This window comes from Microcoleus sp. B13-B6 (genome assembly GCF_036705405.1).
In the GTDB taxonomy this organism is placed as follows: Bacteria; Cyanobacteriota; Cyanobacteriia; order Cyanobacteriales; family Microcoleaceae; genus Microcoleus.
Genome location: NZ_JAUBUJ010000014.1, coordinates 24,427 through 49,807, shown reverse-complemented (window position 1 = coordinate 49,807; position 25,381 = coordinate 24,427). Strand labels below are relative to the sequence as shown.

26 protein-coding genes are annotated in these 25,381 nt (G+C 45.7%); 19 read left to right on the top strand and 7 right to left on the bottom strand.

The annotated features are described in order from the left end of the window. The 9 genes from QUB35_RS08695 to QUB35_RS08655 all read left to right on the top strand — a co-directional run. On the top strand, nucleotides 1-5,010 hold a 5,010-nt coding region (locus QUB35_RS08695; protein WP_333141210.1), incomplete at its 5' end, for a S8 family serine peptidase. Between the two features lie 9 nt (nucleotides 5,011-5,019). Beyond that, on the top strand, nucleotides 5,020-5,649 hold the full coding sequence (locus tag QUB35_RS08690; protein WP_333141208.1) for a DUF416 family protein: 630 nt from the start codon (nucleotides 5,020-5,022) through the stop codon (nucleotides 5,647-5,649). A gap of 283 nt (nucleotides 5,650-5,932) precedes the next feature. Continuing rightward, nucleotides 5,933-6,157, top strand: coding sequence for a hypothetical protein (locus tag QUB35_RS08685; RefSeq protein ID WP_333053485.1), 225 nt, complete (start codon nucleotides 5,933-5,935; stop codon nucleotides 6,155-6,157). Nucleotides 6,158-6,577: 420 nt separating this feature from the next. Beyond that, nucleotides 6,578-9,703: a phosphoenolpyruvate carboxylase gene (ppc, locus tag QUB35_RS08680; protein ID WP_333141206.1), complete on the top strand. Its 3,126-nt coding sequence runs from the start codon at nucleotides 6,578-6,580 to the stop codon at nucleotides 9,701-9,703. Between the two features lie 325 nt (nucleotides 9,704-10,028). Beyond that, on the top strand, nucleotides 10,029-10,646 hold the full coding sequence (locus QUB35_RS08675) for an IS607 family transposase (protein ID WP_333135348.1): 618 nt from the start codon (nucleotides 10,029-10,031) through the stop codon (nucleotides 10,644-10,646). After that, entirely contained in the window at nucleotides 10,570-11,727 is a 1,158-nt protein-coding gene (locus QUB35_RS08670) for a transposase (RefSeq protein WP_333141332.1), read from the top strand. The genes QUB35_RS08675 and QUB35_RS08670 overlap by 77 nt, the downstream gene beginning before the upstream one ends. A 34-nt stretch (nucleotides 11,728-11,761) precedes the next feature. Next, nucleotides 11,762-12,802, top strand: coding sequence for a phosphodiester glycosidase family protein (locus tag QUB35_RS08665; protein WP_333141204.1), 1,041 nt, complete (start codon nucleotides 11,762-11,764; stop codon nucleotides 12,800-12,802). A 220-nt stretch (nucleotides 12,803-13,022) separates the two neighbouring features. Next, nucleotides 13,023-13,190: a hypothetical protein gene (locus tag QUB35_RS08660; RefSeq protein WP_333141202.1), complete on the top strand. Its 168-nt coding sequence runs from the start codon at nucleotides 13,023-13,025 to the stop codon at nucleotides 13,188-13,190. Further along, a complete protein-coding gene (locus QUB35_RS08655; RefSeq protein ID WP_333141200.1) occupies nucleotides 13,187-13,525 on the top strand; it encodes a transposase in 339 nt (112 codons plus the stop codon). Before QUB35_RS08660 ends, QUB35_RS08655 begins: the two co-directional genes overlap by 4 nt. Nucleotides 13,526-14,297: 772 nt before the next feature. Here QUB35_RS08655 and QUB35_RS08650 read toward each other — a convergent pair. Further along, nucleotides 14,298-16,007 (bottom strand): ABC transporter ATP-binding protein/permease, encoded by a 1,710-nt coding sequence (locus QUB35_RS08650; RefSeq protein WP_333141199.1) that lies wholly within the window; start codon nucleotides 16,005-16,007, stop codon nucleotides 14,298-14,300. 212 nt (nucleotides 16,008-16,219) lie between these two features. Here QUB35_RS08650 and QUB35_RS08645 point away from each other — a divergent pair, with 212 nt between their 5' ends. Next, a complete protein-coding gene (locus QUB35_RS08645) occupies nucleotides 16,220-16,429 on the top strand; it encodes a hypothetical protein (RefSeq protein ID WP_333141197.1) in 210 nt (69 codons plus the stop codon). Between the two features lie 143 nt (nucleotides 16,430-16,572). Here the strand turns inward: QUB35_RS08645 and QUB35_RS08640 are convergent, their stop codons facing one another. Continuing rightward, on the bottom strand, nucleotides 16,573-17,130 hold the full coding sequence (locus QUB35_RS08640; RefSeq protein WP_333141195.1) for an HPP family protein: 558 nt from the start codon (nucleotides 17,128-17,130) through the stop codon (nucleotides 16,573-16,575). Nucleotides 17,131-17,393: 263 nt separating this feature from the next. Between QUB35_RS08640 and QUB35_RS08635 the strand changes: the two genes are divergently transcribed. The 8 genes from QUB35_RS08635 (at nucleotide 17,394) to QUB35_RS08600 (ending at nucleotide 19,527) form a co-directional block, all read left to right on the top strand. Further along, complete coding sequence (locus tag QUB35_RS08635; RefSeq protein ID WP_333141193.1) at nucleotides 17,394-17,525, top strand: hypothetical protein; 132 nt, start codon at nucleotides 17,394-17,396, stop codon at nucleotides 17,523-17,525. A gap of 69 nt (nucleotides 17,526-17,594) precedes the next feature. After that, a complete protein-coding gene (locus tag QUB35_RS08630; protein WP_333141191.1) occupies nucleotides 17,595-17,816 on the top strand; it encodes a hypothetical protein in 222 nt (73 codons plus the stop codon). After that, complete coding sequence (locus tag QUB35_RS08625) at nucleotides 17,813-18,007, top strand: hypothetical protein (RefSeq protein ID WP_333141189.1); 195 nt, start codon at nucleotides 17,813-17,815, stop codon at nucleotides 18,005-18,007. The genes QUB35_RS08630 and QUB35_RS08625 overlap by 4 nt, the downstream gene beginning before the upstream one ends. A gap of 46 nt (nucleotides 18,008-18,053) precedes the next feature. After that, a complete protein-coding gene (locus QUB35_RS08620; protein ID WP_333141187.1) occupies nucleotides 18,054-18,614 on the top strand; it encodes a Uma2 family endonuclease in 561 nt (186 codons plus the stop codon). A 23-nt stretch (nucleotides 18,615-18,637) separates the two neighbouring features. Beyond that, nucleotides 18,638-18,796, top strand: a complete 159-nt coding sequence (locus tag QUB35_RS08615) for a hypothetical protein (protein ID WP_333101679.1) — start codon at nucleotides 18,638-18,640, stop codon at nucleotides 18,794-18,796. Then, nucleotides 18,750-18,875, top strand: coding sequence for a BrnA antitoxin family protein (locus QUB35_RS08610; protein ID WP_333141330.1), 126 nt, complete (start codon nucleotides 18,750-18,752; stop codon nucleotides 18,873-18,875). Before QUB35_RS08615 ends, QUB35_RS08610 begins: the two co-directional genes overlap by 47 nt. Nucleotides 18,876-18,890: 15 nt before the next feature. Continuing rightward, the gene (locus QUB35_RS08605) at nucleotides 18,891-19,115 is read left to right on the top strand and encodes a hypothetical protein (RefSeq protein ID WP_333141185.1); all 225 of its coding nucleotides are present in this window, start codon (nucleotides 18,891-18,893) and stop codon (nucleotides 19,113-19,115) included. Beyond that, nucleotides 19,102-19,527, top strand: a complete 426-nt coding sequence (locus tag QUB35_RS08600; RefSeq protein ID WP_333141183.1) for a hypothetical protein — start codon at nucleotides 19,102-19,104, stop codon at nucleotides 19,525-19,527. Before QUB35_RS08605 ends, QUB35_RS08600 begins: the two co-directional genes overlap by 14 nt. Nucleotides 19,528-19,759: 232 nt before the next feature. Here QUB35_RS08600 and QUB35_RS08595 read toward each other — a convergent pair whose 3' ends face one another. The 3 genes from QUB35_RS08595 to QUB35_RS08585 form a co-directional block, all read right to left on the bottom strand. Continuing rightward, nucleotides 19,760-20,326, bottom strand: a complete 567-nt coding sequence (locus QUB35_RS08595; RefSeq protein ID WP_333141181.1) for a diheme cytochrome C — start codon at nucleotides 20,324-20,326, stop codon at nucleotides 19,760-19,762. A gap of 20 nt (nucleotides 20,327-20,346) precedes the next feature. Continuing rightward, nucleotides 20,347-21,255, bottom strand: coding sequence for an MBL fold metallo-hydrolase (locus tag QUB35_RS08590; protein ID WP_333141179.1), 909 nt, complete (start codon nucleotides 21,253-21,255; stop codon nucleotides 20,347-20,349). A gap of 521 nt (nucleotides 21,256-21,776) precedes the next feature. Further along, entirely contained in the window at nucleotides 21,777-22,289 is a 513-nt protein-coding gene (locus QUB35_RS08585; RefSeq protein WP_006634582.1) for an inorganic diphosphatase, read from the bottom strand. A gap of 31 nt (nucleotides 22,290-22,320) precedes the next feature. On the opposite strand from QUB35_RS08585, the gene QUB35_RS08580 reads away from it, so the two are divergent. Further along, nucleotides 22,321-22,500 (top strand): hypothetical protein, encoded by a 180-nt coding sequence (locus QUB35_RS08580; protein WP_333141177.1) that lies wholly within the window; start codon nucleotides 22,321-22,323, stop codon nucleotides 22,498-22,500. A 54-nt stretch (nucleotides 22,501-22,554) separates the two neighbouring features. Here the strand turns inward: QUB35_RS08580 and QUB35_RS08575 are convergent, their stop codons facing one another. Both QUB35_RS08575 and QUB35_RS08570 read right to left on the bottom strand, forming a co-directional pair. After that, entirely contained in the window at nucleotides 22,555-23,931 is a 1,377-nt protein-coding gene (locus QUB35_RS08575; protein WP_333141175.1) for a serine/threonine-protein kinase, read from the bottom strand. 143 nt (nucleotides 23,932-24,074) lie between these two features. Next, nucleotides 24,075-25,379 (bottom strand): serine/threonine-protein kinase, encoded by a 1,305-nt coding sequence (locus QUB35_RS08570; RefSeq protein WP_333141173.1) that lies wholly within the window; start codon nucleotides 25,377-25,379, stop codon nucleotides 24,075-24,077. Nucleotides 25,380-25,381: the final 2 nt, after the last annotated feature.

Here is a 25,381-nt window from a genome sequence, read left to right as displayed (position 1 = left end):
ACCAAAAATCCGACTGTTTCTGAAATTCCCAATTCCGATCCAAATTCTACTGAAACAAAAACAGATTCTCCCGCAGTTGAAACCAAAAATCCGACTGTTTCTGAAAGTGCCAATTCTGCAACGGATGCTGCGGAAGCAAAAACGGAAACTTCTCCAGCAGTTGAAACCAAAAATCCGACTGTTTCCGAAAGTGCCAATTCTGTGACGGATGCTGCGGAAGCAAAAACGGAAACTTCCCCAGCAGTCGAAACCAAAAATCCGACTGTTTCCGAAAGTGCCAATTCTGTGACGGATGCTGCGGAAGCAAAAACGGAAACTTCTCCAGCAGTTGAAACCAAAAATCCGACTGTTTCCGAAAATTCCAACTCTCTAACGGATTTGACTGAAACAAAGACGGAAACTTCCTTAACCGCAGAAACGAAAAACTCGACTGTTTCGGAAATTTCCAATTCTGCAACAAATTCGGTTGAAACACAAACCGAAAAATCTCCCGCAGTTGAAGCCGACAATCCGACTGTTTCAGAAATTTCCAATGCTGTGACAAATTCTGTTGAAACAAAAACAGAAACTTCCCCAGCAGGTGAAACTCAAAACCCAATTGTTGCGGAAAATCCCAATTGGGCGACAAATCCTGCTGACTCAGAAATCGACGCGATTACAGGAGACAAAATCGAAACACGCGTCTTTCTCCAGCCAGAAAAATCAGAAACACCAACAACACCCGCAGCAGCCGCAGACATACTCACCGGCGAAATTGAAAACATCTCCCCAACCCCTACCGACAGCCTCGCAACAGCCAGCGAAAGTAATGAAACTTTTGGGCCACTTTCCGACGAAGAAATTGCCCTGCTGTGGGAAAATCTCAACCGCATCTGGGCGGCGGCAGAATTAAGCGAAAACTCCGAAACCTCAGAGTTAGAATACATCAACGCTAACGAAGATACCGACTCAAACAACCCAACTCGTCTTCCCTTCACTCCCATCAGTCAAAATTATCTGCCAACCGATATCGAAAACACAGCAGATTTCGAGTTGATAAATGGCGGGGACGGGGAAGCTGAAACCTCAGAATCCGCACAAACAGCCATCATTTCCGAAACAGCAACCCCTACGCCCGCAAACAATCAGCCAGAAACCTCTCAAACTACCATCCCAGCCAGCGCCAGCAACTCGGAAACAAACAACAACGAATACACTGTTGCACAAACAGACAGCTTCACAGAAACAACTGCCGATTCTCCCCAACCAACCAAACCGCTAATCGGCATCATTGACACTGGATTTACAGCCAACAATCCCAACATCAACTACAGCCAAATCATCCTCGGCAAAGATGTCATCGACGGTGACAGCAATCCCCTAATTCAACCAAACACAGGAAACCAACACGGGGATGCAATTTTAGAAATAATCAGCGACTCCCACAACCGAAGCGACACCCAAAAATCAAGTGAAATTTGGTTGGGAAGAGCAACGGGTAGCGGCAACTGGCATCAATCCTTGATAGAATTTGTCAATGCAGCCATTGCAGCAAAACAACCCAATGCAGTTGTCAACCTCAGCTTCGACTTAACCCAAATCAATCCCGACGGAGGGCAAACAACACGGCACAAACTGACAGCAGCAGAAACAGCAGCATTGCAATACGCAAAAGACAACAACATACTGATTGTAGCAGCCGCTGGGAATGAAGGGAATCTCATCTCCGCCCTCGGACAAGCCTCAACAGAATTCGACAACATCATCACCGTCGGCGCATCCCAAAACAACTATCGCGCCGCCTATTCCAGCTACGGAAACGGCTTAGATATCCTAGCACCAACAAGCACTCCACCAACAGCAGAAACTGCAACAACCGAAACCAAACAAGGCACATCAATAGCAGCCGCAAAAGTCACAAACACCATCTCCCAAATGTGGGCCGCCAACCCATCCCTCAACTACCAACAAATCAAAAACATCCTCCTCAACACAGCCAAAGACATCGACGTACCCTCATGGGATGAAAGGACAGGATACGGCATTCTCGACGCAGGATCTGCCATTGCTACAGCAGCGGAAACTATCCCGACAATTCCAGTATTGGTGGCCGCAAAATACTTGACAAAATCCCTAATTGATGCTGATGTAAATATCAGTAACTCTCCCAATTCTACCGCAACTAAAACTTCAGAAAGAGCAACTGCAACCACCGCCCCAGGCACACCAAAGGTTACGAGTACCTCAACCGGAGACTCTAACAACGGTACCAGTTCCTATACCGCAGATTTAGCACCGTACCAAACAACTTCTAGCAGTAGTGCCAACGGCACAACGAGTACCAACTCTCGCACCCTGAGCAGCCTTTCAAACACCGAATCAAGCTGGGATAGAAGCACTACCAAAACCAACCACAAGGGCGAATCTTTTGACTCTTCCACCAGCGATTCAGCTACCAATGCCAGCACTCACACCAGCAAAAGCTTTTCTCAAAATTCAACAGAAAGGAAAAATCAATGGCAGGAAAACCGCAGCCGAGTGAAACACGAAGGCACTCGCGCCGACACTAGCGAATCGGCTCAAAAATCCCGCAGTTCTTACGACTATACCACTCCTACACACACCAGGAAAGATGCTTCAGACAGTTACCGCAACAGCAAGTCCAAATCTAACAGCCAATACGCTACGAACCTCAGCATAGCTAAGGGCGATCGTCAAGATGATTGGGGTTCTAAATCAACTTCCAACAGCCGCACTACTAGCGGCAACAACATATCAACTAGCAAGAGTGCGACTCAAACGGCAGGCAATGCTGATTGGACGAATAGCAGTAACGGTAGCAGTTACAACAACACTCACACTGGTGAAGAAACCACAGTCAGCACGTCGAATTCTACTAACAGCAACAGCAGCGGTTTCTCCAAAAACAGCAGCGGAAATGACAACTATTCTGTAACCAACTCTACTTGGGACAACACGACAATTAACGGTGTAGCTATCAACAGCAACACCCGCGACGTTTACTCAGAAGGCAGTACCAACAATCAAAGCAGCTACGATGATGGCAAGTCAAAAAATCACAGCAATCGAGACACCTACACTGTCAATAAATCCGAACAAACCAACAGCAGTCAGGGTTCCTCATATCGGCAGAACAATCGGCACAACAATTACTCGGTCACTCAAGGGAATGACACGCAAACTTACAAACACGGCCCGCAAACCAGCAGCAGGATTACAGATAACTATTCCGTAACGAAGTCGGATGGTTATAGCGCCAATAGTTCTGGAAAAATCACCTCTAAAAACAATCAAGAAACTTATTCCGAGAACCGAATTAAGCATGAAAGCGAGTATAAGATAGATGCTTATACTACGACCACCACGGGAGATGAAGAGACAATTACATCTACTCGTTCCACCAGCAACAATGACGGAACTAACAATACTTCATCCAGCAGCAGCGATACGGTTCGCACCCGCAATGACCAAACAGTTACAGTTCATAAAGATGGTCGGAAAAATAAGAATGAGGGTTCGAGTTACCAAAGATGGTGGAATGAAACAGCAACGGATCGAGGCGTGACTGCGACGACAAACGGTTATGAAAGTTGGAGTTCGAGTTACAGCAGGTCCGAGTTTAAAGGCGGTTACAGTTGGAGTGAAACCATCAGCGGTACTAATTCCGAATCGGTAACGAAAGGGGGGACGACTACTAGCAAGCAAAGCAATTGGAGTTGGACTCGCAGCGGGACGGTGTGGGATGATGGGCGCAATAATTGGAGTGAGAGTTGGTCGAAGTCTAATTGGGAGAATGGGAGGTCTGTACCGGGTGAATCGGAGACGGCGAGGGGGTCTTACGATCCGAAGGGTACGGGGACGCTCCCGAATAATTTGCCAGAAGCTGGGGAGGCGCCGCGGTTGAATAAGGTGCCGAAGAATCGGCCTATAGATTTGAATAAGCCTCCTAAGCCTACTGATAATATTTGGCAAACACCGCCTCGTACTCGTCCGCGAGTAGTAGAGAATGTCCCAGATAATTGGTTTGCTGGCTCTGGTGGTGGGGGTAATCCAGGTTCGGGAAAATTACCTCCTAACAAAATTTCTGCACTGGCAAAAGTTATCCGAGAATTGTTGAGTTTCTTTAGAGCTCTTGGAGAGTTTGTTGCTGGGGCAATATATCAATGGTTGCGTAATAATGGAGAACTTGCTAGATGGTTGTTGCAGGTATTGTCTCCCCAATGGAATGGACTCGAGCAAGATGTAGAGCGAAATCTGCCTAAAAGCTGGGCTTTCCAATCAGGGCGAACCTTCGGAGATGCGGCGTCAATTGTTACGGGGATTTTAGAGATAATTGGAGGTGGCGGTACTGGTGCTGGGGGTGCAGGTTTATGTGTAACAGGAGTTGGTTGCATTGCAGGTGCTCCTGCTATAGTAGCAGGGACAGCTCTAGGGCTACACGGAGCAACTACAGCTTCGACTGGGTTAAAGAATATAGCCAAGCTCCTGGGAGTAGTTTTTCACAGTACAACGGACGGCTCAGAAAGTGCAGGCCCGAGGCGCGGTGAAAATGAGATTCACCCAGATGCAGCGGAGTTAGAAGCAGACGCTAAACGAATTTCTGACGAGTTGTTCGGCAAAGATACTAAGACAGCCGATCTGACGGTAATCGCTGTTGGGCGAGTCATACCTGTAAAAGGAGGTGAACCCAGAAAAGTTGTATCTTCCAGTGCGGGATACTTTACAGATAAACAGAGAAAATTGCTGGAATCACAGGGATATATTGTTATTCCCGATAATAGACCTTTAAAAAATATTCATGCGGAGGAGCGAATGATTTATTGGGCTGATGCTGAAAAAGCTAAAGGAACAATAGTTGGAATTGAATCAATTGGGGTTAGCCATAAAAACGGAATTTGCGAATATTTCTGTAAGTCATTGATGCAAGAAAGAGGTATAAGACCTGGCAGTCGATGGAATCCTACCTACAAACCCGGTCCGAGCAGACAAAATGAACCACCGAGACGATAAAATCACGAAATGAATATGCACTTTTTTGAATTTGATACCCTCGAACAAGAACTGGAAAAACTTCCCGTATTTCACAGACTTGCGTTTGCTGCTGCTTGTTGCGAACGAATGCTTCCCAACTACAACGCTTTTTGCCGAATGTATGATTTTGGCGATCCCAGCGTACTGAGAAATGCACTCGATGAAGTTTGGCAGATTCTCCAAGGAAAACCAATAGATGAACTCAGAATAGAGCGATTAATCAATAATTGTGGCAGCGACAATATAGCTCCTGATTCGCTTGATTTTGGTGGTGATAGTTATAAATCACTACAACTTATTGACGCTATATGCACGACTTTGAGAGCCTGTAGCGAGGCAGCTACAAGAGAGATTGTTAGGATAGTAGAATACGCTAGAAATACCATTGAGTTTTATGTAGCTTGCGAAGATGAATTTTTCAATGTTAGTCGGGAACAAGATGGAAGGGAAAAGTTTATAGCAGCGATTGCCTGTCATCCATTTGCGGTTAGAGAAATGGCTAAAGAAACCGAAGATTTGCAAAGATTGAAAGAAACAGAAACCTTAGATAAGGATTTTCTGGAATGGCTGCGTACTTCCTCTCATAATAACGGGAAGAGTTTAATCGATCTTAGTTGATGGGATGTGTTGGCATCCTGAATCGAAGTAGACAAGTTAGTCTGTTTTCCAACAGTCGATCGCACTTTCATACACAGCTTAGCTGGGACGATCGCTCTTATGCTCTAATTTTTGTGTAATATGCCCCGAGGGGCGATCGGCTTGAAAAAGCTGTTGTACGCGCGATCGACACGGCACTAATTCTTGGATGAACACGGATCTCGCCCCAATCTAGGATACAACGAGGCAAGAAAACCCGCCCTAGCTTGTAAACTAGGGATAACAGAATACGCAGGAAAGATTTATGCCGTCGGAAAACCAAGACTTGCTCAAAACTCAAACACCTAACAGTCCAAAATTGCCGGTTCCCTCAGATATTTTGTTGAGCTTGGTCGCCTTACCCATGCTGGGCGGGTTGGTGGTGGCTAAAGCTGCTGCTGAGTTTGTTGCGTCGATCGGCGTTGAAAGCGAAGAAGTCTTTCGGGGTTCGCGCCTTCCCGTACTCAACTTTCCTCAATCACAGGATTAGAAAGCCCAAGGAAGGATGCTGCAGCTAGAAGTTAATTTTTGTGACCCCGCCCAAAAACGGATACGGTGCCACGTACTCCTGTCGGGGAGAGATAAAAATTTTCGACCCTAGTTCAACATCCCAGATTGATCTTTGGAGTAAATCTAAAAGTGTTCGACTTAGCGCGACTCAACTGACTTCTGGCCGAACGTCTCACGCCGATCGTCTACAATCTCAAACTAGCAAGTTAACTGACCTGAAAGCTTGACAAGAGGTACAATCCGTGCTGTAAGAATTAATCTTTCCTTATACTTTGTACATAAGTGCCTTCTACTTTCAAGGTTGCAATAAGTCTCAAATTTGACTGCAAACAAAAGTGTTTTAGGCGAAACTAAACCATACAATTTTCACAGACACCCGCAGCTATTGAGGAACAGCCCGATGAGTTCAGTCCTCCAGTCTTCAGAACAGGCTATTGATGCAACATCTATTTCCCATTTTCCCGCTTACTCCAAATCAGACCTGTTTCTGCGAAATCGCCTCAAAGTTGTAGAGGACTTGTGGGAATCGGTGCTGCGACAGGAGTGCGGGCAGGAATTGGTGGATTTGCTCCAACAAATGCGATCGGTCAATTCCGCCGAAGGACAAGCCACTCACTTTCGCGAGTCGAATGTCGTACAGCTAATCGAAAAGCTCGACCTCAACGCCGCCATCCGCGCCGCTAGGGCTTTTGCACTGTATTTTCAGTTGATCAACATTGTCGAACAGCACTACGAACAGCGAGACCAACAGCTAGCTTACGCTAGCAGCAACGATGCTGGTGGGCGGATGTTTTCTAAGCTGCCAGGACAAGCAACGGATGCCCCCGATCGCCCCCGGCACAGGGAAGGCCCAAGCCCCACCCAAACGGCTTTGAGCAATGCAGACAGCAGCGAGACGATCGCCCGAGATGCCGGAACTTTTCACCAACTGTTCCCGATGCTGCTGCGCTTGAACGTACCCAGCCAGCAAATCCAGCGGTTGATCGATCAGTTAGACATCCGCTTGGTATTCACTGCTCACCCGACGGAAATTGTCCGCCACACGATCCGCACCAAGCAGCGGCGAATGGCGAAGATTCTCCAACAGCTAGACCAAGTTGACGAGAAATTTCAGGCGATCGGAACCGACTCTCAAAGCCCCTATCCGGTGTCTTGCTGGGAAGCAGCGGCTCTCCAAGAGCAACTGATGGAAGAAATTCGCCTCTGGTGGCGCACTGACGAACTGCACCAATTCAAGCCGACTGTACTTGACGAGGTGGAGTACACTCTCCACTACTTCGAGGAAGTTCTGTTTGATGCTATTCCCGAACTCTACCACCGCTTAAAGCAAGCTCTGCACGCTTCTTATCCTTATCTGAAACCGCCTAGTTACAATTTTTGCAAGTTCGGTTCTTGGGTGGGCTCGGACAGGGACGGCAACCCTTCTGTTACTCCAAAAGTTACTTGGCAAACGGCTTGCTATCAGCGCCACTTGGTGCTAGAGAAGTACATCGCGGCGGTGAAGCGACTGAACGAACTTTTGAGTTTGTCGCTGCACTGGAGCGACGTGCTGCCGGAATTGCTCGAATCTCTCGATCGCGACAAATCGGAATTCCCGGAGGTTTACGAGCAGTGGGCGATTCGCTATCGGCAAGAACCTTATCGGTTGAAGCTGGCCTACGTGCAGCAGCGACTGGAAAATACGCGAGATCGCAATTGGCGGCTCTACAAAGGAGACGAATTGCAGCGGGAACGCGAAGCTTTGTCAGAACATCCCGGAATGACCGGCCTTTATCGATCGGGCGCTGAGTTTTTGACCGAGCTCAAGCTCATCGAGCACAATTTAGTGGAAACAGGTTTGAGCTGTCGGGACTTGGAAAATCTGCTGTGCCAAGTAGAAATTTACGGATTTAATTTGGCTTACCTAGATATCCGCCAAGAGTCAACAGTACACTCCGAGGCTTTGAGCGAAATTGCTGAATACTTGCAAATTTTGCCCAAGCCTTACAATCAAATGTCGGAATGCGATCGAATTATTTGGCTGGCAACGGAACTGCAAACTCGTCGCCCTTTAATTCCAGCAGAATTGCCCTTTTCTCCTAAAACTTGCGAGACGATCAATACCTTCCGAATATTGCGGCAAATGCAGCAGGAGTTTGGCCCGGAAATTTGCGAAACTTACGTCATCAGCATGAGCCACGATGTCAGCGATTTACTGGCGGTTTTGCTGTTAGCAAAAGAAGCAGGACTTTACGATCCGGCAACAGGAATTAGCAACATTCAAGTAGTTCCCCTGTTTGAAACGGTGGAAGATTTGAAAAAAGCGCCGGAAGTAATGCAAAAAATATTTGATTTGCCGCTTTATCGAGCTTTGCTAACAGGAGGATACGCGCAGGAAATAGCGCAAAAGAGTGAAGAGAATATCCAAGGCCCAATCGAAACTCTCAAATTGCAAGAGGTGATGCTGGGCTATTCGGACAGCAATAAAGATTCTGGTTTCCTCAGCAGCAATTGGGAAATACACAAGGCTCAAAAGGCTTTGCAAATGGTAGCGGAAAAACACGGTGTGGAGTTGCGAATTTTTCACGGCCGAGGCGGTTCTGTAGGGCGAGGCGGCGGGCCTGCTTATAAGGCAATTCTGGCTCAGCCTGGAAAGAGTATTAGCGGGCGAATTAAGATTACTGAACAAGGCGAGGTTTTGGCTTCTAAATATTCTTTGCCGGAGTTGGCGCTTTACAATTTGGAAACTGTGGCGGCGGCGGTAATTCAAGCTAGTTTGCTGCACACTGGTTTTGATGGCATTGACCCTTGGAATGAGATTATGGAGGAGTTATCTGCGCGATCGCGATCGCACTACCGCCATTTAATCTACGAACAGCCGGATTTAGTCGATTTCTTCCACCAAGTTACCCCGATTCAAGAAATCAGCCAGTTGCAAATTAGTTCTCGTCCGGCCCGGCGCGGGGGCAAAAAAGACATCAGCGGTTTGCGAGCAATTCCGTGGGTGTTTAGCTGGACTCAAAGCCGCTTTTTGCTGCCTTCTTGGTACGGTGTCGGCACGGCTTTGCAAGAGTTTTTGCTGGAGGAACCGGAAGAACACATGAAACTTTTGCAGTATTTCTACTTGAAATGGCCCTTTTTTAGAATGGTAATTTCTAAGGTGGAAATGACTTTATCTAAAGTGGATTTGCAGATTGCAGAACACTATGTGCAGGAGTTAGCTTTGCCTGCTGATAAGGAGCGTTTTAACGCTTTATTCGATCAAATTGCGGCAGAATTTCACTTGATTCGCGATTTGGTTTTAACGATTACCGGACACCAACGTTTGTTGGACGAAGATCCCTCGCTGCAGCGTTCGGTGCAGTTGCGAAATGCGACGATTGTACCTTTGGGTTTGTTGCAGGTTTCGCTGCTGAAACGCTTGCGGCAGCACGGTAGTGGCGGGGTTCCGGGGGTGATTCACTCGCGTTATAGCAAGGGTGAATTGTTGCGGGGAGCTCTGCTGACGATTAATGGAATTGCTGCGGGGATGCGGAATACCGGCTAGGGAAATAGTTTTGAGTTTTGAATTCGTGGTGAGGTGCGCGATGGAGCACCTTGCTACTGGTAGTTGCAGAATTCAGGCGATCACCCATTATATAGCCTTTCTCAGATAGATGAGGTACAAGTTTAGATTTTAGATTTTAGATTTTAGATTTTAGATTGGGGGATTGGGGAATTTTTAATTAATTGGTGAATACCTCATCTTTCCGAGAACCGCTATAGTCACAGCCATAGAAAACTGTTAATGTGAAATAAATAATTTTCCGGAATTTTCCGGTAAATGCTGGTAGATCGTGGTAACTTAGATTAAGAACATTCTACCGCCACCGATGACCAAATATGTCACACCGCGAGAAGCTTGCAAAATCCTGCAAGTCTCAGAAAAAACGCTTAGAAACTGGGAGCTTGCCGACAAAATATCAGCAATCAGAACTCCCTCCAACCAGCGCCGCTACGACATTGACAGCGTTCTCGGAACAAAACACAACCGAGTCACAGCTATCTATGCCAGAGTCAGCAGCTACAAACAGCGAGAAGACCTCGAAAGACAAGTTGGCTACCTCCAAAGTCTCTACCCGCAAGCTAAAGTCTTCAAAGATATCGGAGGCGGACTCAACTTCAAAAGAAAATCACTGCTTGCCCTTTTGGGACAAATCATGTCAGGATCTATCTCAACAGTTGTGGTCGGACACCAAGACAGACTCGCAAGGTTTGGTGGCGACCTCATCAAATGGATCTGCGAGCAGAACGATTGCGAACTCATGGTTCTCAGTAGAAGTGAATTGTCTCCAGAGCGAGAAATGGTTGAAGATATCCTTGCCATCATCCACGTCTTCAGTTGCCGACTCTACGGACTCCGAAAATACAAATCTGCTATCAAAGAAGATCCGAGTTTACCCGGAAATCGGGCTAGCAGCGAAATGGAGGACTTGGATTGCAGCAAGTAGATGGTGTTACAACCAAGCAATTGCTATTGTTAAAAACGAAAGAATTGGCAAGTACGACTTAAGAAAAAAAGTAATGGACTTGGCTCCTGCTTGGGTATCAGAGCAACCTTACAACCAGCGACAAATGGCAGTATTTCAAGCTTTTGAAGCACATAAAGCAGCTAAGAAGTCAAAAGGAATAGCAAAGTTTAGAAGCCGTTTCGACGCATCTCAGACTATCAGGTTCCAAAAGTGTAATTGGAAATCCGGGACTTTTTATCCGCTGTCTACTAAGGGGTTAAGCTTTAAAGCATCGGAGCCTATTATTGAAGAAATGCAACACGAACCAACACTAAGCTTGAGCGACGGGCAATGGTTTATTGGCTATGCTGTTGATGCACCTAAAATAGAAGCGATTAAAAGCGATTTAGCTATTGCTTTAGACCCAGGCGTGAGAACTTTTATTACTGGCTTTGACGGCAGTGAATTTATCGAAATAGGAAAGAATGATATCGGTCGTATCTATCGACTGGCAAGACATCTAGACAAATTAATGTCACGTATAGGGTTGAGCAAAGGAAGGCAACTCAAGCGGTTGAGGTATTCCTTGAGAAAGTCAGCAGCAAAAATTCGGATTAAGATTAAAAACTTAGTCAATGAATTGCACAAAAAAGCTGCTAAACATTTGACAGTCAAATACAAATTAATTTTGTTGCCGACCTTTGAAACGCAACAAATGGTCAAGAAAGGCAAGCGCAGACTGGCAACTAAAACAGCTAGAGCGATGGTAACTTTGAGTCATTATCGTTTTAAACAAATGTTGAAGCATCAAGCCGCTAAACATGGGGGCTTTGTAGTAGACGTAACAGAAGAGTACACATCGAAAACTTGCTCAAAGTGTGGACATATCCACACTAAATTAAACGGGTCTAAAATCTTTAAATGTCCAGAATGCGGACACACTCTGGACAGAGATTTCAATGGCGCTTGCAATATTTTATTGAAAGCTTTGAGAGATACCTCCCTGATAGAAAAGCTTGCAGCTTTCTCTATCTTGCCATACACGGCAAATTCTGGCTTAGTCCTGAATTTACCGGGTTAAATGTATCTGTTCGCTATCCTAGCTGAGATTTTTTATGTCTAAACGCAAACAGTCTGAAGGTTGTCGCCCGATGCTGCGACGCACTTTTTTATTTTTAACGGCCATCGCTTTGGCGCGGGTTGCGGCTGACTATTTTGCGATCGCCCAAAACCGAGATAGTTTCTTGACTCTCGCGGGTCAACTTTGGCAAAAGTCACTCGCTTTTTTATCAAGTATACAATCAAATCAAACTCCTCAACCTCTTCCTAGCAATCCCATTGTAAAATCGGCAAAAACCAATCAACCTCTGCCGAGTAATCCTATTGTAAAATCGCCCGAAAATTCTCCTGCTGTGCAGCCGTCTCAACCTCAAATTATCAAACGTTCTGCTAAGCAAACAAAACCGGTACAAGTCAGCAGCCAAAATGTAGCTGGCGCAAGTTTTTATCTCACAACTATTGACCTCGCAGACCCAGAAATTTATATCACAATTGGGTTAGCTAATAATGCAGACTTTGCCAATACTTCTAAAGTCACGCGGGGCGACGAACCTTTTGAAAATATGGTGTCGCGTTACCGGGCTGCTGTTGTTGCTAACGGGACTTTTTTTGGTAAAGATGAGCAGAAATCTGTGCTGGGAAATATGGTGGCGGCAGGCAAGTTTCTCAAATACAGCCGATGGGAAAATTACGGCACGACTTTGGGAATTAAAGCCGGAAATCAATTGGAAATGGTGACGGCTAGAACTGAAGGTAAGCCGGATTGGAGTCAACATTGGTTTTCTCTGACTTGCGGGCCGAGATTGGTTAAAGGGGGGAAAGTTTGGCTGTCTCCTTTATCGGAAGGTTTTAAAGATGCTGGTGTTTTGGGCGTGGGCTCGATAACGGCGATCGGCTTTCCGGCTTCCAGAGATAAGTTATTTTTGGTAACTTTTTTTGATAGTTTGTCTTTGGAAGCAGAAGCTAAAGTTATGCGGGCGATGGCGTCCCGCCCTCGCCCGTGCTACGGCTGTTTTGAAGCGATGAATTTGGACGGGGGCGCTTCGGTGGGTTTGGCTCATCAAGGGCAGATTTTACAGCAGTTCCGGGTGTTATGAGGTACAATAAGAATAGATTAAAAAATACACCAATGAAAGCATATTCAGTAGATTTGCTTTCCAAAAATAGTAGCAGCCCATCAAGATCAGAAGCTGTCGATCAGAAAAACAGCAGCGATATTTTCCGTCAGTAAAAGCTCTTTTCAGAAACTGGTCAAGCAACAAAAAATAGAGGGAAATTTACAGCCGAAACGAGAGTGGGAAACCGAGATACAGTCATTTGAATAATTCCACAGCTTCTTTGAGAGAAATAGTGGCAGCACATCCCGATGCAACCAGGGTAGAATTGTGTGAGTTATTTGCCCAGAATACGGGAAATTGGGTGGGTAGAACAGCCATGTGTAACGCCTTACAAAAGTTGGGATTAAATCGTAAAAAAAAACAGTGAGAAGTAGCCAAGTCGGCACTGAAAGAGTCATGAAATTAAGGTTAGAGTATTGGGAAAAAGTCAAGCATATCGACCCCAAAAATCTAGTCTTTTTAGATGAGACTGGAGTATTACGCTTGTTTAACCAGAACTCATGCTTCCAACGAGGAACGAGAGCCTATGCAGTCAAACCTTTTTATCGAGGCAAGAAAGTCACAGTAATTGGTGCAATTAGTTTCCAGAGAGTAGTGGCATTAATGACCATAGACAACTCGATGGATAGCCAAGCATTTGAGGTGTTTATAGAGCAATGTTTAGTGCCACAATTGTGGTCGGGAGCAGTAGACGTGAATTGATAACTTACCAGCGCATAAAGTAGATTCAATTAAGCCCGTAGATTGAAGCGGTGGATGCTTTTATCTTGTGTTTGTCCCCATACTCTCCTGATTTTCATCCAATTGAATTATGGTGGTCGCAACTCAAATCTTTATTGATCCAGTTTTCACCAACCACCACTAAAATGGTTTACACCATAATTGCTGTGGCTCTTGACTTAATTAATCCGAAACATCTTAAAAACTGGTTTACTAATTGCTGCTACTGTACCTCATAACATCCGGAAGTGCTGTATGGATTTATTGCAGGCAACGTAATAGACCTCTTGCAAAAATAGCTGGGACGGGCTCTCCGGCCCGTCCCACAAAAAGTTTTTTATCTTGTGGGATGGGCCGGAGAGCCCGTCCGAAAATTTGATCGAAAGGACTTTTGCAAGAAGTCTAATGAAGCTGTAGCGATTTCAAGCGCTGGGTCAAAATATGCCCTTATCCTGATAAAGCTGCAACGGTTTCAACCCCTAGGCTGGGAAATACCATTTTCCCAGCCTAGGACGTGGAAGTGCGGAGGCTACGTCACGTTATGGGCTTTAGCCATTCTTAGAGTTTTTGATGATCAGGACGTTTTGCGGGGAGCATCCGAGTCTTACTCCCTTCCCGCTATAAGATACAGTGTTTTTTGACGAGTTTGCCGTTTACGATCGTCCCAGTTACTCCTGTTCTACCTGATCGCACGCCTGGAATTTTGAGGCGGGTACGGTAAAGACCATTACTTGCAGTTCGGCAATTGCATTTTTCAACCAAACTCGGCGAGATCGGGGCTGTAATCTTTAGCCGATATCAGATGCCAATTGGTATTACCAACTAGCCTTAAGACCTGCTCGTGATACTGTACCAAAGTCGGACGGTGACCGACACTGATAAAGGCAGTTCCTGTTTCTTTGAGCAACTGATAGAGCCGTCTCTCGTTAGCCACATCCAATGCACTCGTTGATTCATCCAAAATAGCGTAGCGAGGTTTAGTCAGCAGTAGGCGTGCAAATGCTAACCGTTGTTGTTCTCCTAGTGACAAAACATCAGCCCATTCCAATTCCACATCAAATCCACCTACCCGTTCTGGCAAATGGGAAAGATTGACTTGTTCGAGCACTTCGTGCAGTTGTTTATCAGTAACTTGACCGCTGGTGTTGGGATATAGCAATTGGCTGCGTAAGTCCCCTAGCAGCATATAAGGCCGTTGGGGCAAAAACAGCGTTTCCTCCGGTTTAGGACGGACAATGCAACCCGTACCCGCATTCCACAATCCTGCGATCGCTCGCATTAACGAACTCTTGCCAGCGCCAGAAGGTCCAACAATCAAGACGCTTTCACCCTGCCCCACCTTGAAAGATAAATCTCTAACTAAGATTCGCTCATAGTTAGGCGTCTCTAAGGTAACCTGTTGGAGGGCTAGATAGTCCTGTTCCACAACATCAATCGTTGCCATGCCCGCTCGAGGTGCTGCCATTTGCTCGGACAGAACCCGATCAAAGGTTCCTAAACGATTAATCTGAGTGGTAAAGTTAGTTAGCATATCAAAATTCTCGGCAATAAAGCCCAGGGCACTTAAAATAGACACAAACGCTCCAGAAGCTTGCGTTACCTGCCCAAAATCTATCTGGCCCGCAAAGTATCGAGGAGCTAAAAAAACTATAGGTAAATTTGTAAATATCATCTGGCTTCCTTGGGTAAAGAAACCAAGGTTACGCTGCAAGACAATCAGGTTATTAAAATTATTCAAAACTTCATTAAATCGCTGTGATACTGCACTAAATTCACGCTCTTCACCTCGGTAAAATGCAATGGATTCACTATTGTCTCGAAGATGAACCAAACTATAGCGAAAATTTGCTTCTCGTTGTAACTGATTAAACTTTAATCTACTTAACCTCTTACCTATAAAGATAGTGAAAACAGTTCTAAAAGCAGCCAGTATCAATACAACTAAAGTCAGTGCCTTGTCAATTGTAAAGAGAACGCCGAGAAAAGAAATTATTGTGACAATTTGGTTGAATAATAATCCCCAAATATCAATATTTTGCTTAACAAACAAATTAACGTCTTCAGCTAAACGCTGATCGGGATTATCAACCTTATCATTGAACTTAATTTTGTAGAAACCTTGATTGCTAAAATATTTCTTCAGTAAGTGATTCGTTAGCCACTTTCGCCAGTAGAGTTGCAGTACATTTTGCGAATAGAAGAAGGAAACCATAATGGGCGTGAATATGGCAAACACACCCAATAGCATCAGCCACATCTTATAGAAGTCTGAAACATTCTTTCCCGTGACTGCATTCATCAAGTCCCGCATAATATAGCTCAGGACTATGCTTACACCATTGAAACCTAGCATTAATAACATTACGAGGGCGAACAACCCCCTAGCTCCCCATTTTTCTCTGGAAAAGAAGTAGGGGTTGGCGATCGACCAAAACTGCTTTACCGACTGCTTCAATTGATTCATCTTTTCTTATGGGTAGGAAAAATTGTGCTTTGGTGGAAACTAGCTGTAGCGGATGGGGCAATTCTCATCGTTCTTGTCCATCAGCGATACCTGGTATGGGTAATGCTCCCGTGGTACTTCCCTAATGATCCTCGGATCGCTTCAGGATTTATATCTTAAGATAGATGACAAAGCTTAAACATCAGTAATTTTACTGATTTTAAATCAGTAAAATGGATTATCCCCGCCTAAACACACAGCGGGATTTTTTCGACGGGCTGCTAAATTCTGACGAAGGGATATTGCCGCCGGGACGGAATTTGACGAATGTCCTGGTGGTTTACGATCGCGAATATCCAGCGCCGGCTCAGTTAAAGCAGTCCTGGGAACGGTTTCAACAGGGATTTCGACCAACGCCGGACAAATCAGTGTTTTTTGATTGATCTAGCAGCAGGAAGTTCGGCAACGCGCAGTAAATCGGGATCTAACGGATGGAAGAAAGAACGAAAAAGGAAGAAGGAATCGAGGGAGCATCCCAATTTTTGGTAGTGCTCCCAAGGGAAGGATTAGAGAATTAGAGACAATGCTATAACCAGTGGTTGGGATACGTCCTTTCTGCCGCTAAATTATTAAAGATGACGGCGCACAAGACCAAGATTATTGATCCCTCAAAAGCAGGTGTTAGCAAAAATTTCCAGTCTGGTTGGGTCATCATGACGACTAAGGCAACTGCTCCCGAAGGCGGATGTAGAGTTCTGGTAATCTGCATAATTCCGATCGCAGTAGAAACAGCCATTCCCATCGCCCAGGGAGAAGAACCGAGAAAATGCAGAATCATTAAACTGGTGAGAGCAGCTAAGAAATTGCCCCCAATGACATTCCGGGGTTGAGCCAAGGGGCTGTCAGGGACACCAAAGATCAGAACGCTTGTAGCGCCAAACGGAGCCATTAGTAAAGGAGAATTAGTTTTTACGGCAAGATAGGACGTTGCAGTAATTGCCAAAAAACTGCCAATCCAACTCCAAAAAATATGCCGAGGATGAGGTCGGTCTATTGGGCAGCTCAATGGACACGATCGCCATCTCCCAAAGGTTTTAAACCAATAACTTTCCCATTTCAGTTGAATTTTTTTACGGTCAATCATAAATCAGGTTACTTGATAACCAGGTTTCTTAAATTGTCGGAACTAGCCTCCGCTAAAGTTAAGATATCATAACAATTTGTCAAAAAGTAGCTAAAGACACAGATTTTTTACTTCTATGCCACTCAAGCTGCTGCTAAGCACTCGGTTGGAACTCACATCGGACACCATTCTCGCTTAACAGGCTGGACGGCCGGTTCCACAAAGAGTAGATTTTCTGCTTGTGGAACCGGCCCCAGAGCCCGTTCATAAAAGGCTTATTGACAATGGTGCAACATCTCAGTTGGAACGGACTAGCGAGTTTGGTCGGTTTGGCAACAGACGTTATCGGCAGTCGCAAAACTTCACCGTTAGCCGTCAGAGTTATTGATGAGGGTAAAGCGAGAGGTTATTTGTAAGGTGCCAGGCCCAGTAAGCGTAAGCTGGATTGGAGTCAATATTGGTTTTCTTTGACTTGCGGGCCGAGATTGGTTAAAGGGGGGAAAGTTTGGCTGTCTCCTTTATCGGAAGGTTTTAAAGATTCTCATGTTGTGGGCGTGGGTTCGAGAACGGCGATCGGCTTTCCGACTTCGAGAGAGAAGTTATTTTTGATAATTTTTTTTTATAGTTTGTCTTTGGAAGCAGAAGCTAAGGTTATGCAAGCGATGCGTCCCGCCCTCGCCCGTGCTACGGCTGTTTTGAAGCGATGAATTTGGACGGTGGTGCTTCCGTGGGTTTGGCTCATCAAGGGCAGATTTTATTGCCGCCGGGACGGAATTTGACGAATGTCCTGGTGGTTTACGATCGCGAATATCCAGATCCTGCTCAATTAAAACAGTCTTGGGAACGCTTTCAAAAGGGTTCTCGACCAGCACCGGACAAACCAGTGTTTTTTGATTGAATCGGCAATTACTATAATATGAAGTAAGCTTTTGCAGGCAAAGATTATGACAGCAACAAAAGAAAGAACTTGGACAGTCGAAGAATATCACCGCATGATTGAAGCTGGCATTCTCACTGAAGGTGATAAGATTGAATTGCTAGATGGGAGAATTGTGGAAATGAGCGCACAAACTCCACCCCATGCTGCTACAACCCAACGCAGCGATCGATATCTACAACACCTGCTAAGAGATTTAGCATTAATTCGCGTGCAGTTGCCAATTACTTTAGCAACTTCGGAACCGGAACCAGATATAGCTATTGTTTGTATCGATCCGGGAGATTATCGCGACCATCACCCAAATCCTAGCGAAATCTTGCTGTTAATTGAAGTTTCCTACTCGACCTTACAAATTGATCGCCGGGAAAAGGCACCGATTTATGCGAGAGCAAATATCGCTGAATATTGGATATTAGATGTAGCGGCCCGCGAGGCATATATTTATCGGAATCCTGCACCGGGAGGCTATCAATCTGAGATAGTTGTTGCAGATAATGCTGTGATTAGAATGCTAGCTTTTCCTGAGATTGAAATTAGTTTTTCAGAACTGTTTTTGCCTGTTTAGTTGGTGTTTTACAGCAACCAAATATGAACAACGAATTTACTTCGAGCAAATCTCAAACTGACTGGCAACGCCTCGATGCCATAAGCGATCGAGATATTGATTTATCTGATTGCCCTGAAATTACGCCTAAAATGTTTGCGCTTAGCAGTAGTTCGGCGAGGTTTGCCCAACCCTCAGACTAAAGCTCAACTCACCTTACGCATAGACAGTGATGTTTTGGAGTGGTTTAAACCTCAAGGTCGTGGTAAGATAGAAAAATGAATTCAATGGCGTTTTATGTCAAATCTTGAATTATTAGACCAACTTCGGCAGTTATCCCCTGCCGAGAAGTTTCAAATGATGCAATTTTTAATGGCTGAATTGGCGAAAGAAGAAATGTTAAAGCCATTGGATAATGGCGCGGCTTATCGTGTTTGGTCGCCTTATGATTATGGTGATGCTGCTCAGAAATTAATGAGCTTATTAGAACAAGAAGAAACGAAAGAAAATGCGAAATTCTAAACGATTTTCTTTTATCGAACGAAGGAATCAAGCAGGAGAAACTAATTTTTTTCCCTGTGTACCCATAACTTTAAGCTATCGGGATTGTATTTCGGAGACTTTGGGTTTGTTGGATACGGGATCGAGTCTTAATGTTTTACCGTACCATGTTGGTTTAGCGTTGGGAGCTGTTTGGGAGGAGCAAACGCTTTCAATTCCGTTAGCAGGTAATCTTGCGCCAGTGGAAGCAAGGGGTTTAGCTGTGGTGGGACAAATTAGCGATTTTCCACCTGTTCGTTTGGCTTTTGCTTGGGCTAAATCTAACGAGCCGCCTATTATTTTAGGCCAGTTAAACTTTTTTATGGAGTTTGATGTCTGTTTTTATCGTTCACAGTTGGCGTTTGAAGTGTGTCCTAAATTTAGGGATAGTTGAGATTATGAATATGATAAAATGGTGGGTTGCAGCATAGATATGGGAAAATCTTAATTTTTTTGAGTCGAGATTGACACTACGCTCTGCAAGTAAACTCCGCTCAGAATGACATAATTACAATGACTTTCCGTGGGCCTAAAATCTCTTCATCCGCCTTAGCGCGATACACCCACAACTTAATCAGCCCGCATAACCCCCCTACTCAATAGTTTGTGGATAATTCCTGCATTCCCTACGGAGAGTTTTGCCACTCGGCGGTAAGCTTGCGGAAATTGTATTGAGATGCGCCGGGGTGACAAGTAACGCAACTGCTGATATTTGCGGGTTGTGACATTTTGACTTTGGGGTGCAGTGCTTTGAAATAGCGAGAACTGGCGACTCGGTAGGCGAGTTCTTCGTCTTTGGCTTCGGAACGGGAAAAAGTTTGCAGGTAGTTCCAGACTAGCAGACGGGGCGGGTCTACTAGCAGTTTGATGGTTTGTCCGTAGTGTTGGGGATCTTGCAGCAATCTGCGCCAGGTTTCTGTAGGTAAGACTTGCGGCGGTAAACCGATGTGACAGGTGGCGCAGTTTTCTAGATAAAGTTGCTGTCCGAGTTGGTAGTTTTCGGGGATGCGATCGACCGTACCAGTATCCTCGATCGAAGACACCTGAGCAAGTCGCGCGGGAGTGCGAGAGTAGGCAGTCTGAGCAGCAACCCATCCGCCGCAGGTACAGCAGATAATTATCAACAATAGCAACGTTGAGTAAAGCCCCCGCAAGCCTACTCTGCGACGTTTGCGGGGTTTTTCCTGTTTCATAATTCTGAATTTATTTTTGGTTAAATTACTGGTATGCTCATGCCTTCGCGGGCTAAGCAGCTATTGGCGAAAACTGCCTGCACCTCTGCTTCTACGCCATCGAGAAAATTGTCGTCGTGACCCGGATCGTGGTGAAACATCACGATTTTTTTGACTCCAGCAGCTTTCGCTATTTCTACTCCTGCTTGCCAAGTCGAGTGTCCCCAGCCAACTTTCGGGGTTTTGAAGTCGTAATACTCTTGGTTGGTGTAGTTGGCGTCGTAAATCAGCACGTCGGCGTTGCGAGCGAGGTGTAACACGTTGTCGTCCAGGCGATCGGGAAAATGTTCTGTATCGGTGCAGTAGACGGCTGTGTGTCCCTCCCAGGTGACTCGATATCCGATCGCGGTGTTGGGATGGTTGAGCAGTGCCGTTTCTATTTTCACATCGTCGAGTTCGAGAATATCCCCAGGCGTCAAATCGTTGAATTTGAGGTCGGACTGCATGACTTGGATGGGGACGGGAAAATTGGGGTGCACCATTTGGTCGGCAAGACGGTGTTTGATTGTAGTGCCGTTGGGGGCGATCGCACCGTAAATGTGAAAGCAGTTCCCTGGGATAAAGGCGGGAGTAAAGAACGGAAACCCTTGAATGTGATCCCAGTGAGTGTGGCTGAAAAACATATGGGCTTCCACCGGCATTTGCCGCAGCAGGTTGAGCCCTAGAACTCGCAGACCGGTGCCGCCGTCAAAAATCAGGCGTTTTTTGCCCAAGCGCATTTCTACACAGGAGGTGTTCCCTCCGTAGCGAAGTGTTTTGGTGCCGGGGGTGGCGATGCTGCCCCGCACGCCCCAAAACTGAACGACAAACTCGGTCAAAGGACTATTTTCCATAGTGGCTTTGTGCTCGGAAGGCTGTGGATTGGCTAGAGAGGGTGCGGAATCTGGCATTTTTTTTAGTTTTGGTGGCAGGAACTTGGGAGTTGAAATCTTAGTTTTTACTTTTTAGTTTTTAGTCTTTAGCAATCTGTACTATAATAAAGCGCTTGATCGGGAAACCATTCGAGTGCCTAATACTTGGGCTGTTAGAATTCTCAACCTTACCGATTCGTGTAGGAGATGTCACGCTTGAGAGATTATTTTTTGCACCCTGCGGGCTGCCCGGCGTGTTCTGTGTTCTGAGATTAAGATAGCGCCGAACCAGAGTTGTTAGGGTTAAATTTCCTCAAATGTAGAACGCATTCCCCACGGGTATAATTTGCGCTTCATCTTACTCTATGAGTAGTATTTTTTTCAAGATTGGGGCCGGGGCGCGGTTTTGAGGAATGCCGTTCCGGTGAGTCGGCATTCACGACTGATTTGAAATTGTAGCCACCTGTGCCTCGACTGCATCGCCGGACGTGCAGCATCGCCTTAAGTTCGGTCTCCTGAGTTTTTAGTCGGGTTGCAGTCGAGGAGTGCGGGCTAGGGGCTTATTTGCGATCGGCTGCGATGCACTTTTCCACTAAGGGCATGACTTGATCGACATCTTGCCAACCCAGAATTTCGGTGACTTTTTTCTCCAAATTTTTGTAGGTTCTAAAAAATTCGGCTATTTCGTCTAAGCGGTGGGGTGCTACGTCTTTGAGGGACTTATAGTGAGCATAGCGGGGGTCTTTGTCGGGAACGCACAAAAGTTTTTCGTCCCTGTCGCCTCCATCGATCATTTCCAGCATTCCGATCGGACGGGCTGCGATTATGCACCCTGGAAATGTGGGCTCATCCATCATGACCATGCCGTCGAGGGGGTCGCCATCATCGGCTAAGGTATTGGGTATGAAGCCGTAGTCGCACGGATATTGGACTGAGGAAGAAAGCACCCGATCGAGAGCAAAGGCTTGTAAGTCTTTATCAAATTCGTACTTGTTTTTGCTACCGGCGGTAATTTCGATGAGGACGTTGAGCAGTCCTGGTTTCGGCTGTGCCGGAATTAGCGATAAGTCCACAACAATATCTCCAAGTTAACAGATGATTGGGATGAGTGCTACTTGCCAAATCCCTTTGATAGCATTTTACGGGCGATCGGGCTCGATGCTCCATGAGATTGACCGAAAGCGGGGGAGTGTGTCGCCGGCTGGGGGAATACACGCTTTCGGGCGAGACGCCCATCCCACACAAGAGAGAGGGGACGGGCGGGACGCCCATCCCACAGTTTGAGAGGGGAATGCTTTGTTTGCGCGAGGGAGATATTTTCAGAACCATATATTCTTTTTACTCTGTCCAAGTTCTTTTAATTTTTACTCCCAACCACTGGCTTAGTTCTGTCGCTAACCACTTGATTTCTGCTTCGCTTAGTCCCTGGTTTGCTCCTAGTTGATATTTTTGGTTGCCGGCACGAATAATCACGTTAAAAACCTTGTTTCCAGTTTCTTCAATTTCCAAATATAAAATGTCCGGTCTGGGGGATGGCTTGGAATTATTCCATCTCAACCCCAAGAGATGGCTGGTATAGGATATTTTCTGGCGATCGATTCTGAAACGCCATTTCCGAAATAGCGCCAATATAAATATTACTACTACTGGAGATGATAAAGTCACTAATATGTATAATATAATTACAAACAAATAATTTATATGTGAACTAGCGAATTGCCAAAATTCACTAGAATAAAGCAACATTAAGTAAATATAATTCAGGGGAACTGCTGCCGAAAGCAGCGCCATTAAATTAAAACTCAGTCCCTGTGGCGGAATTACAATTTCTATAAACTCCGAACTTTTGGCCAATTTAATATCGCTGCCAGGTGGCTGCAATGTCACAGGACTTTTTTCGATATTGCGGGGATTTGTGAGCGCTCGCCATGCTTCCCCAGCCGAAGATAACCGTTTGTTCAAACTCGGTTCTGTCATCCACTCCAGCCAATCAATTAAACTAGGATTGAGGTGCGCGACTCGATCGGCAAATTGAATTCTCAAATCCTGCTGTGGCAGTTCCGTAGGATGCAAACCCGTTACTAAATAAATTAAAGTTGCACCTAAACCGTAAAGGTCAGAAGCCGGAACCGAGCGCCCGCCAAATTGTTCTGGTGCCATATATCCGTAAGTTCCCACTACTGTAATTGTGCCGCCCAATTTTGCCGCTTGGTTCTGCACCGAACCAAAATCAACTAAATAAACTTTTCCCACCGAGTGACCGGATCTGCTGTGCAGTAAAATATTACTGGGTTTAATATCGCGGTGAATGACAGGCGGCTTTTGCTCGTGCAAATAAATCAAAATTTCTAACAGCGATTTAGCTAATTCTTTCACCTCGCTTTCGCTAAAAGTACGCCCAGATCGCAAATGCTCTTCCCAAGTTTTCCCCTCTACATAAGTCTGTACCAAGGCAAATCCTTTGCTGTCAGGTTCGTCAATTTCTAGATAGTCGAGGTAACGAGGAATTGCTGGGTGATCGAGTGCTTTTAAAGTTTCCGCTTCCCGTTCAAATAGCTTGAGGTCTTGCCATTCAAAATCGCTGCCGAGGAATAGCTGTTTGATGACAACTAATTTTTGAGTTTGCAAATCACGAGCCAGCAGCGTTTGGCGACCAGTTTGTTTTCCCAGTTGTCGCTGCACTTCGTAGCGTTCTGCTAATATTTTGCTGGTCATGTTTTTTACCTTAATTTTAACTTGAGGGGAGCGTCGGGGTTCAGAAACCGGGTTTTTTAGCGAGTCTGGCGTTTGTAACGGAGTATTTTCGTAAAAACCAGGTTTCTAGGAGTCTGAGTTTGTCCAAAAGTGTAAATTGTAGATTACAGTCCACTTTCTTTTTGATACCACCGGGCAATAGACTTGGTACTTGCCCCCATTGACAGTCCTGCAATTAGCGACGGTGCAATCACCACGAAAATATAATTGGAATCCAATACAGGACTAAAATTCATCATTTGAAAGAAGACGATGCTTGTCAAGGTGGAGATTCCAATACTAATTGCAGTTAAAACCTGTCGATGAGATTTGGGATTAGTTAGGGGGAAAAAACTTGATATAGTCACAATTCCGACGATTATTCCGTTCTCCACACCCAGCAGCAAGCCGAGAACAATACCCAGGATTCCTCCGATAATTGTCCCCAATATCCCCATTAGAAAGGTGCTGTAAATTGCTGCACAAGCTCCTACAGCTATAGCTCCTGTCAAGGTGCTGTAGCCGATCGCAGTTGCGAACACCCTGCCGCTACTCACAATTTTCCCCAGTCTCAATGTCTGGGAATATTTATTTATTTCCTGTGGTTTTTCTAGCACTTCTTTTGCTATTTGGGCTGAGGCGGGACGGCGCTCTAAACTGGGATGCGTCATCCACTTCAGCCAATTGGTAAAAGCGGGGCTTAGTTGGGTGAATTGCTCGAATTCGATCTGCAAATCTTTCTGCGGCAAGTCGGCAGGATGCTGCTTGGTAATTAAGGCGATTAATGTTGCTCCCAAGCTGTACAAATCGGAAGCTGGAACTGCTCTCCCGCCAAATTGTTCTGGCGGCATATAGCCATACGTGCCGACAACTGTGACAGTTTTTCCCTGTTGCGTGGCTAGGGTTTGAACCGCACCGAAATCGACTAGGTAGACTTCGCCGACGCTGTTACCCGATCGATTTTTGAGTAAAATATTGCTGGGTTTAATGTCGCGGTGAATCACCGGGGGCTGTCGCTGGTGCAGGTATGCGAGGATGTCTAATAATGCTGTGGCTAATTGTTTGACTTCGCTTTCGCTGAAGGTGCGGCCGTCTGAAAGATATTCTTGTAGGGATTTGGCTTCGATGTAACTCTGAACTAGGGCGAATCCTTTGCGGCTGGGGGTGTCGATTTCAAAGGAGTCTAGATATCGGGGAATTGCGACATGGGATAGGGATTTTAAGGTTTCGACTTCTCGCTCAAACAGTTTTAAGTCTTCCCAGTTAAAGTCGCTGCTGAATGAGAGGAGTTTGACTACTACTTGCTGTTGCGTTTTTAAGTCGCGGGCAAGTAAAGTTTGCCGTCCTGCTTGCTTGCCGAGCCGCCGATCGCACTGATAGCGATCGGCTAATATTTCTTTTGACAAATCGCCGATGTTTTGTCCGCTCATGT

Excerpts from the sequence above, each read along its gene's own strand:
- QUB35_RS08690 (WP_333141208.1), top strand. The coding sequence starts at position 5,020 with ATGAATATGCACTTTTTTGAATTTGATACCCTCGAACAAGAACTGGAA.
- QUB35_RS08685 (WP_333053485.1), top strand. The coding sequence starts at position 5,933 with ATGCCGTCGGAAAACCAAGACTTGCTCAAAACTCAAACACCTAACAGT.
- ppc (WP_333141206.1), top strand. The coding sequence starts at position 6,578 with ATGAGTTCAGTCCTCCAGTCTTCAGAACAGGCTATTGATGCAACATCT.
- QUB35_RS08675 (WP_333135348.1), top strand. The coding sequence starts at position 10,029 with ATGACCAAATATGTCACACCGCGAGAAGCTTGCAAAATCCTGCAAGTC.
- QUB35_RS08665 (WP_333141204.1), top strand. The coding sequence starts at position 11,762 with ATGTCTAAACGCAAACAGTCTGAAGGTTGTCGCCCGATGCTGCGACGC.
- QUB35_RS08650 (WP_333141199.1), bottom strand. The coding sequence starts at position 16,007 with ATGAATCAATTGAAGCAGTCGGTAAAGCAGTTTTGGTCGATCGCCAAC.
- QUB35_RS08645 (WP_333141197.1), top strand. The coding sequence starts at position 16,220 with ATGGATTATCCCCGCCTAAACACACAGCGGGATTTTTTCGACGGGCTG.
- QUB35_RS08640 (WP_333141195.1), bottom strand. The coding sequence starts at position 17,130 with ATGATTGACCGTAAAAAAATTCAACTGAAATGGGAAAGTTATTGGTTT.
- QUB35_RS08635 (WP_333141193.1), top strand. The coding sequence starts at position 17,394 with ATGGTGCAACATCTCAGTTGGAACGGACTAGCGAGTTTGGTCGGTTTG.
- QUB35_RS08625 (WP_333141189.1), top strand. The coding sequence starts at position 17,813 with ATGAATTTGGACGGTGGTGCTTCCGTGGGTTTGGCTCATCAAGGGCAG.
- QUB35_RS08620 (WP_333141187.1), top strand. The coding sequence starts at position 18,054 with ATGACAGCAACAAAAGAAAGAACTTGGACAGTCGAAGAATATCACCGC.
- QUB35_RS08615 (WP_333101679.1), top strand. The coding sequence starts at position 18,638 with ATGAACAACGAATTTACTTCGAGCAAATCTCAAACTGACTGGCAACGC.
- QUB35_RS08605 (WP_333141185.1), top strand. The coding sequence starts at position 18,891 with ATGTCAAATCTTGAATTATTAGACCAACTTCGGCAGTTATCCCCTGCC.
- QUB35_RS08600 (WP_333141183.1), top strand. The coding sequence starts at position 19,102 with ATGCGAAATTCTAAACGATTTTCTTTTATCGAACGAAGGAATCAAGCA.
- QUB35_RS08595 (WP_333141181.1), bottom strand. The coding sequence starts at position 20,326 with ATGAAACAGGAAAAACCCCGCAAACGTCGCAGAGTAGGCTTGCGGGGG.
- QUB35_RS08590 (WP_333141179.1), bottom strand. The coding sequence starts at position 21,255 with ATGCCAGATTCCGCACCCTCTCTAGCCAATCCACAGCCTTCCGAGCAC.
- QUB35_RS08580 (WP_333141177.1), top strand. The coding sequence starts at position 22,321 with ATGAGTGCTACTTGCCAAATCCCTTTGATAGCATTTTACGGGCGATCG.
- QUB35_RS08575 (WP_333141175.1), bottom strand. The coding sequence starts at position 23,931 with ATGACCAGCAAAATATTAGCAGAACGCTACGAAGTGCAGCGACAACTG.
- QUB35_RS08570 (WP_333141173.1), bottom strand. The coding sequence starts at position 25,379 with ATGAGCGGACAAAACATCGGCGATTTGTCAAAAGAAATATTAGCCGAT.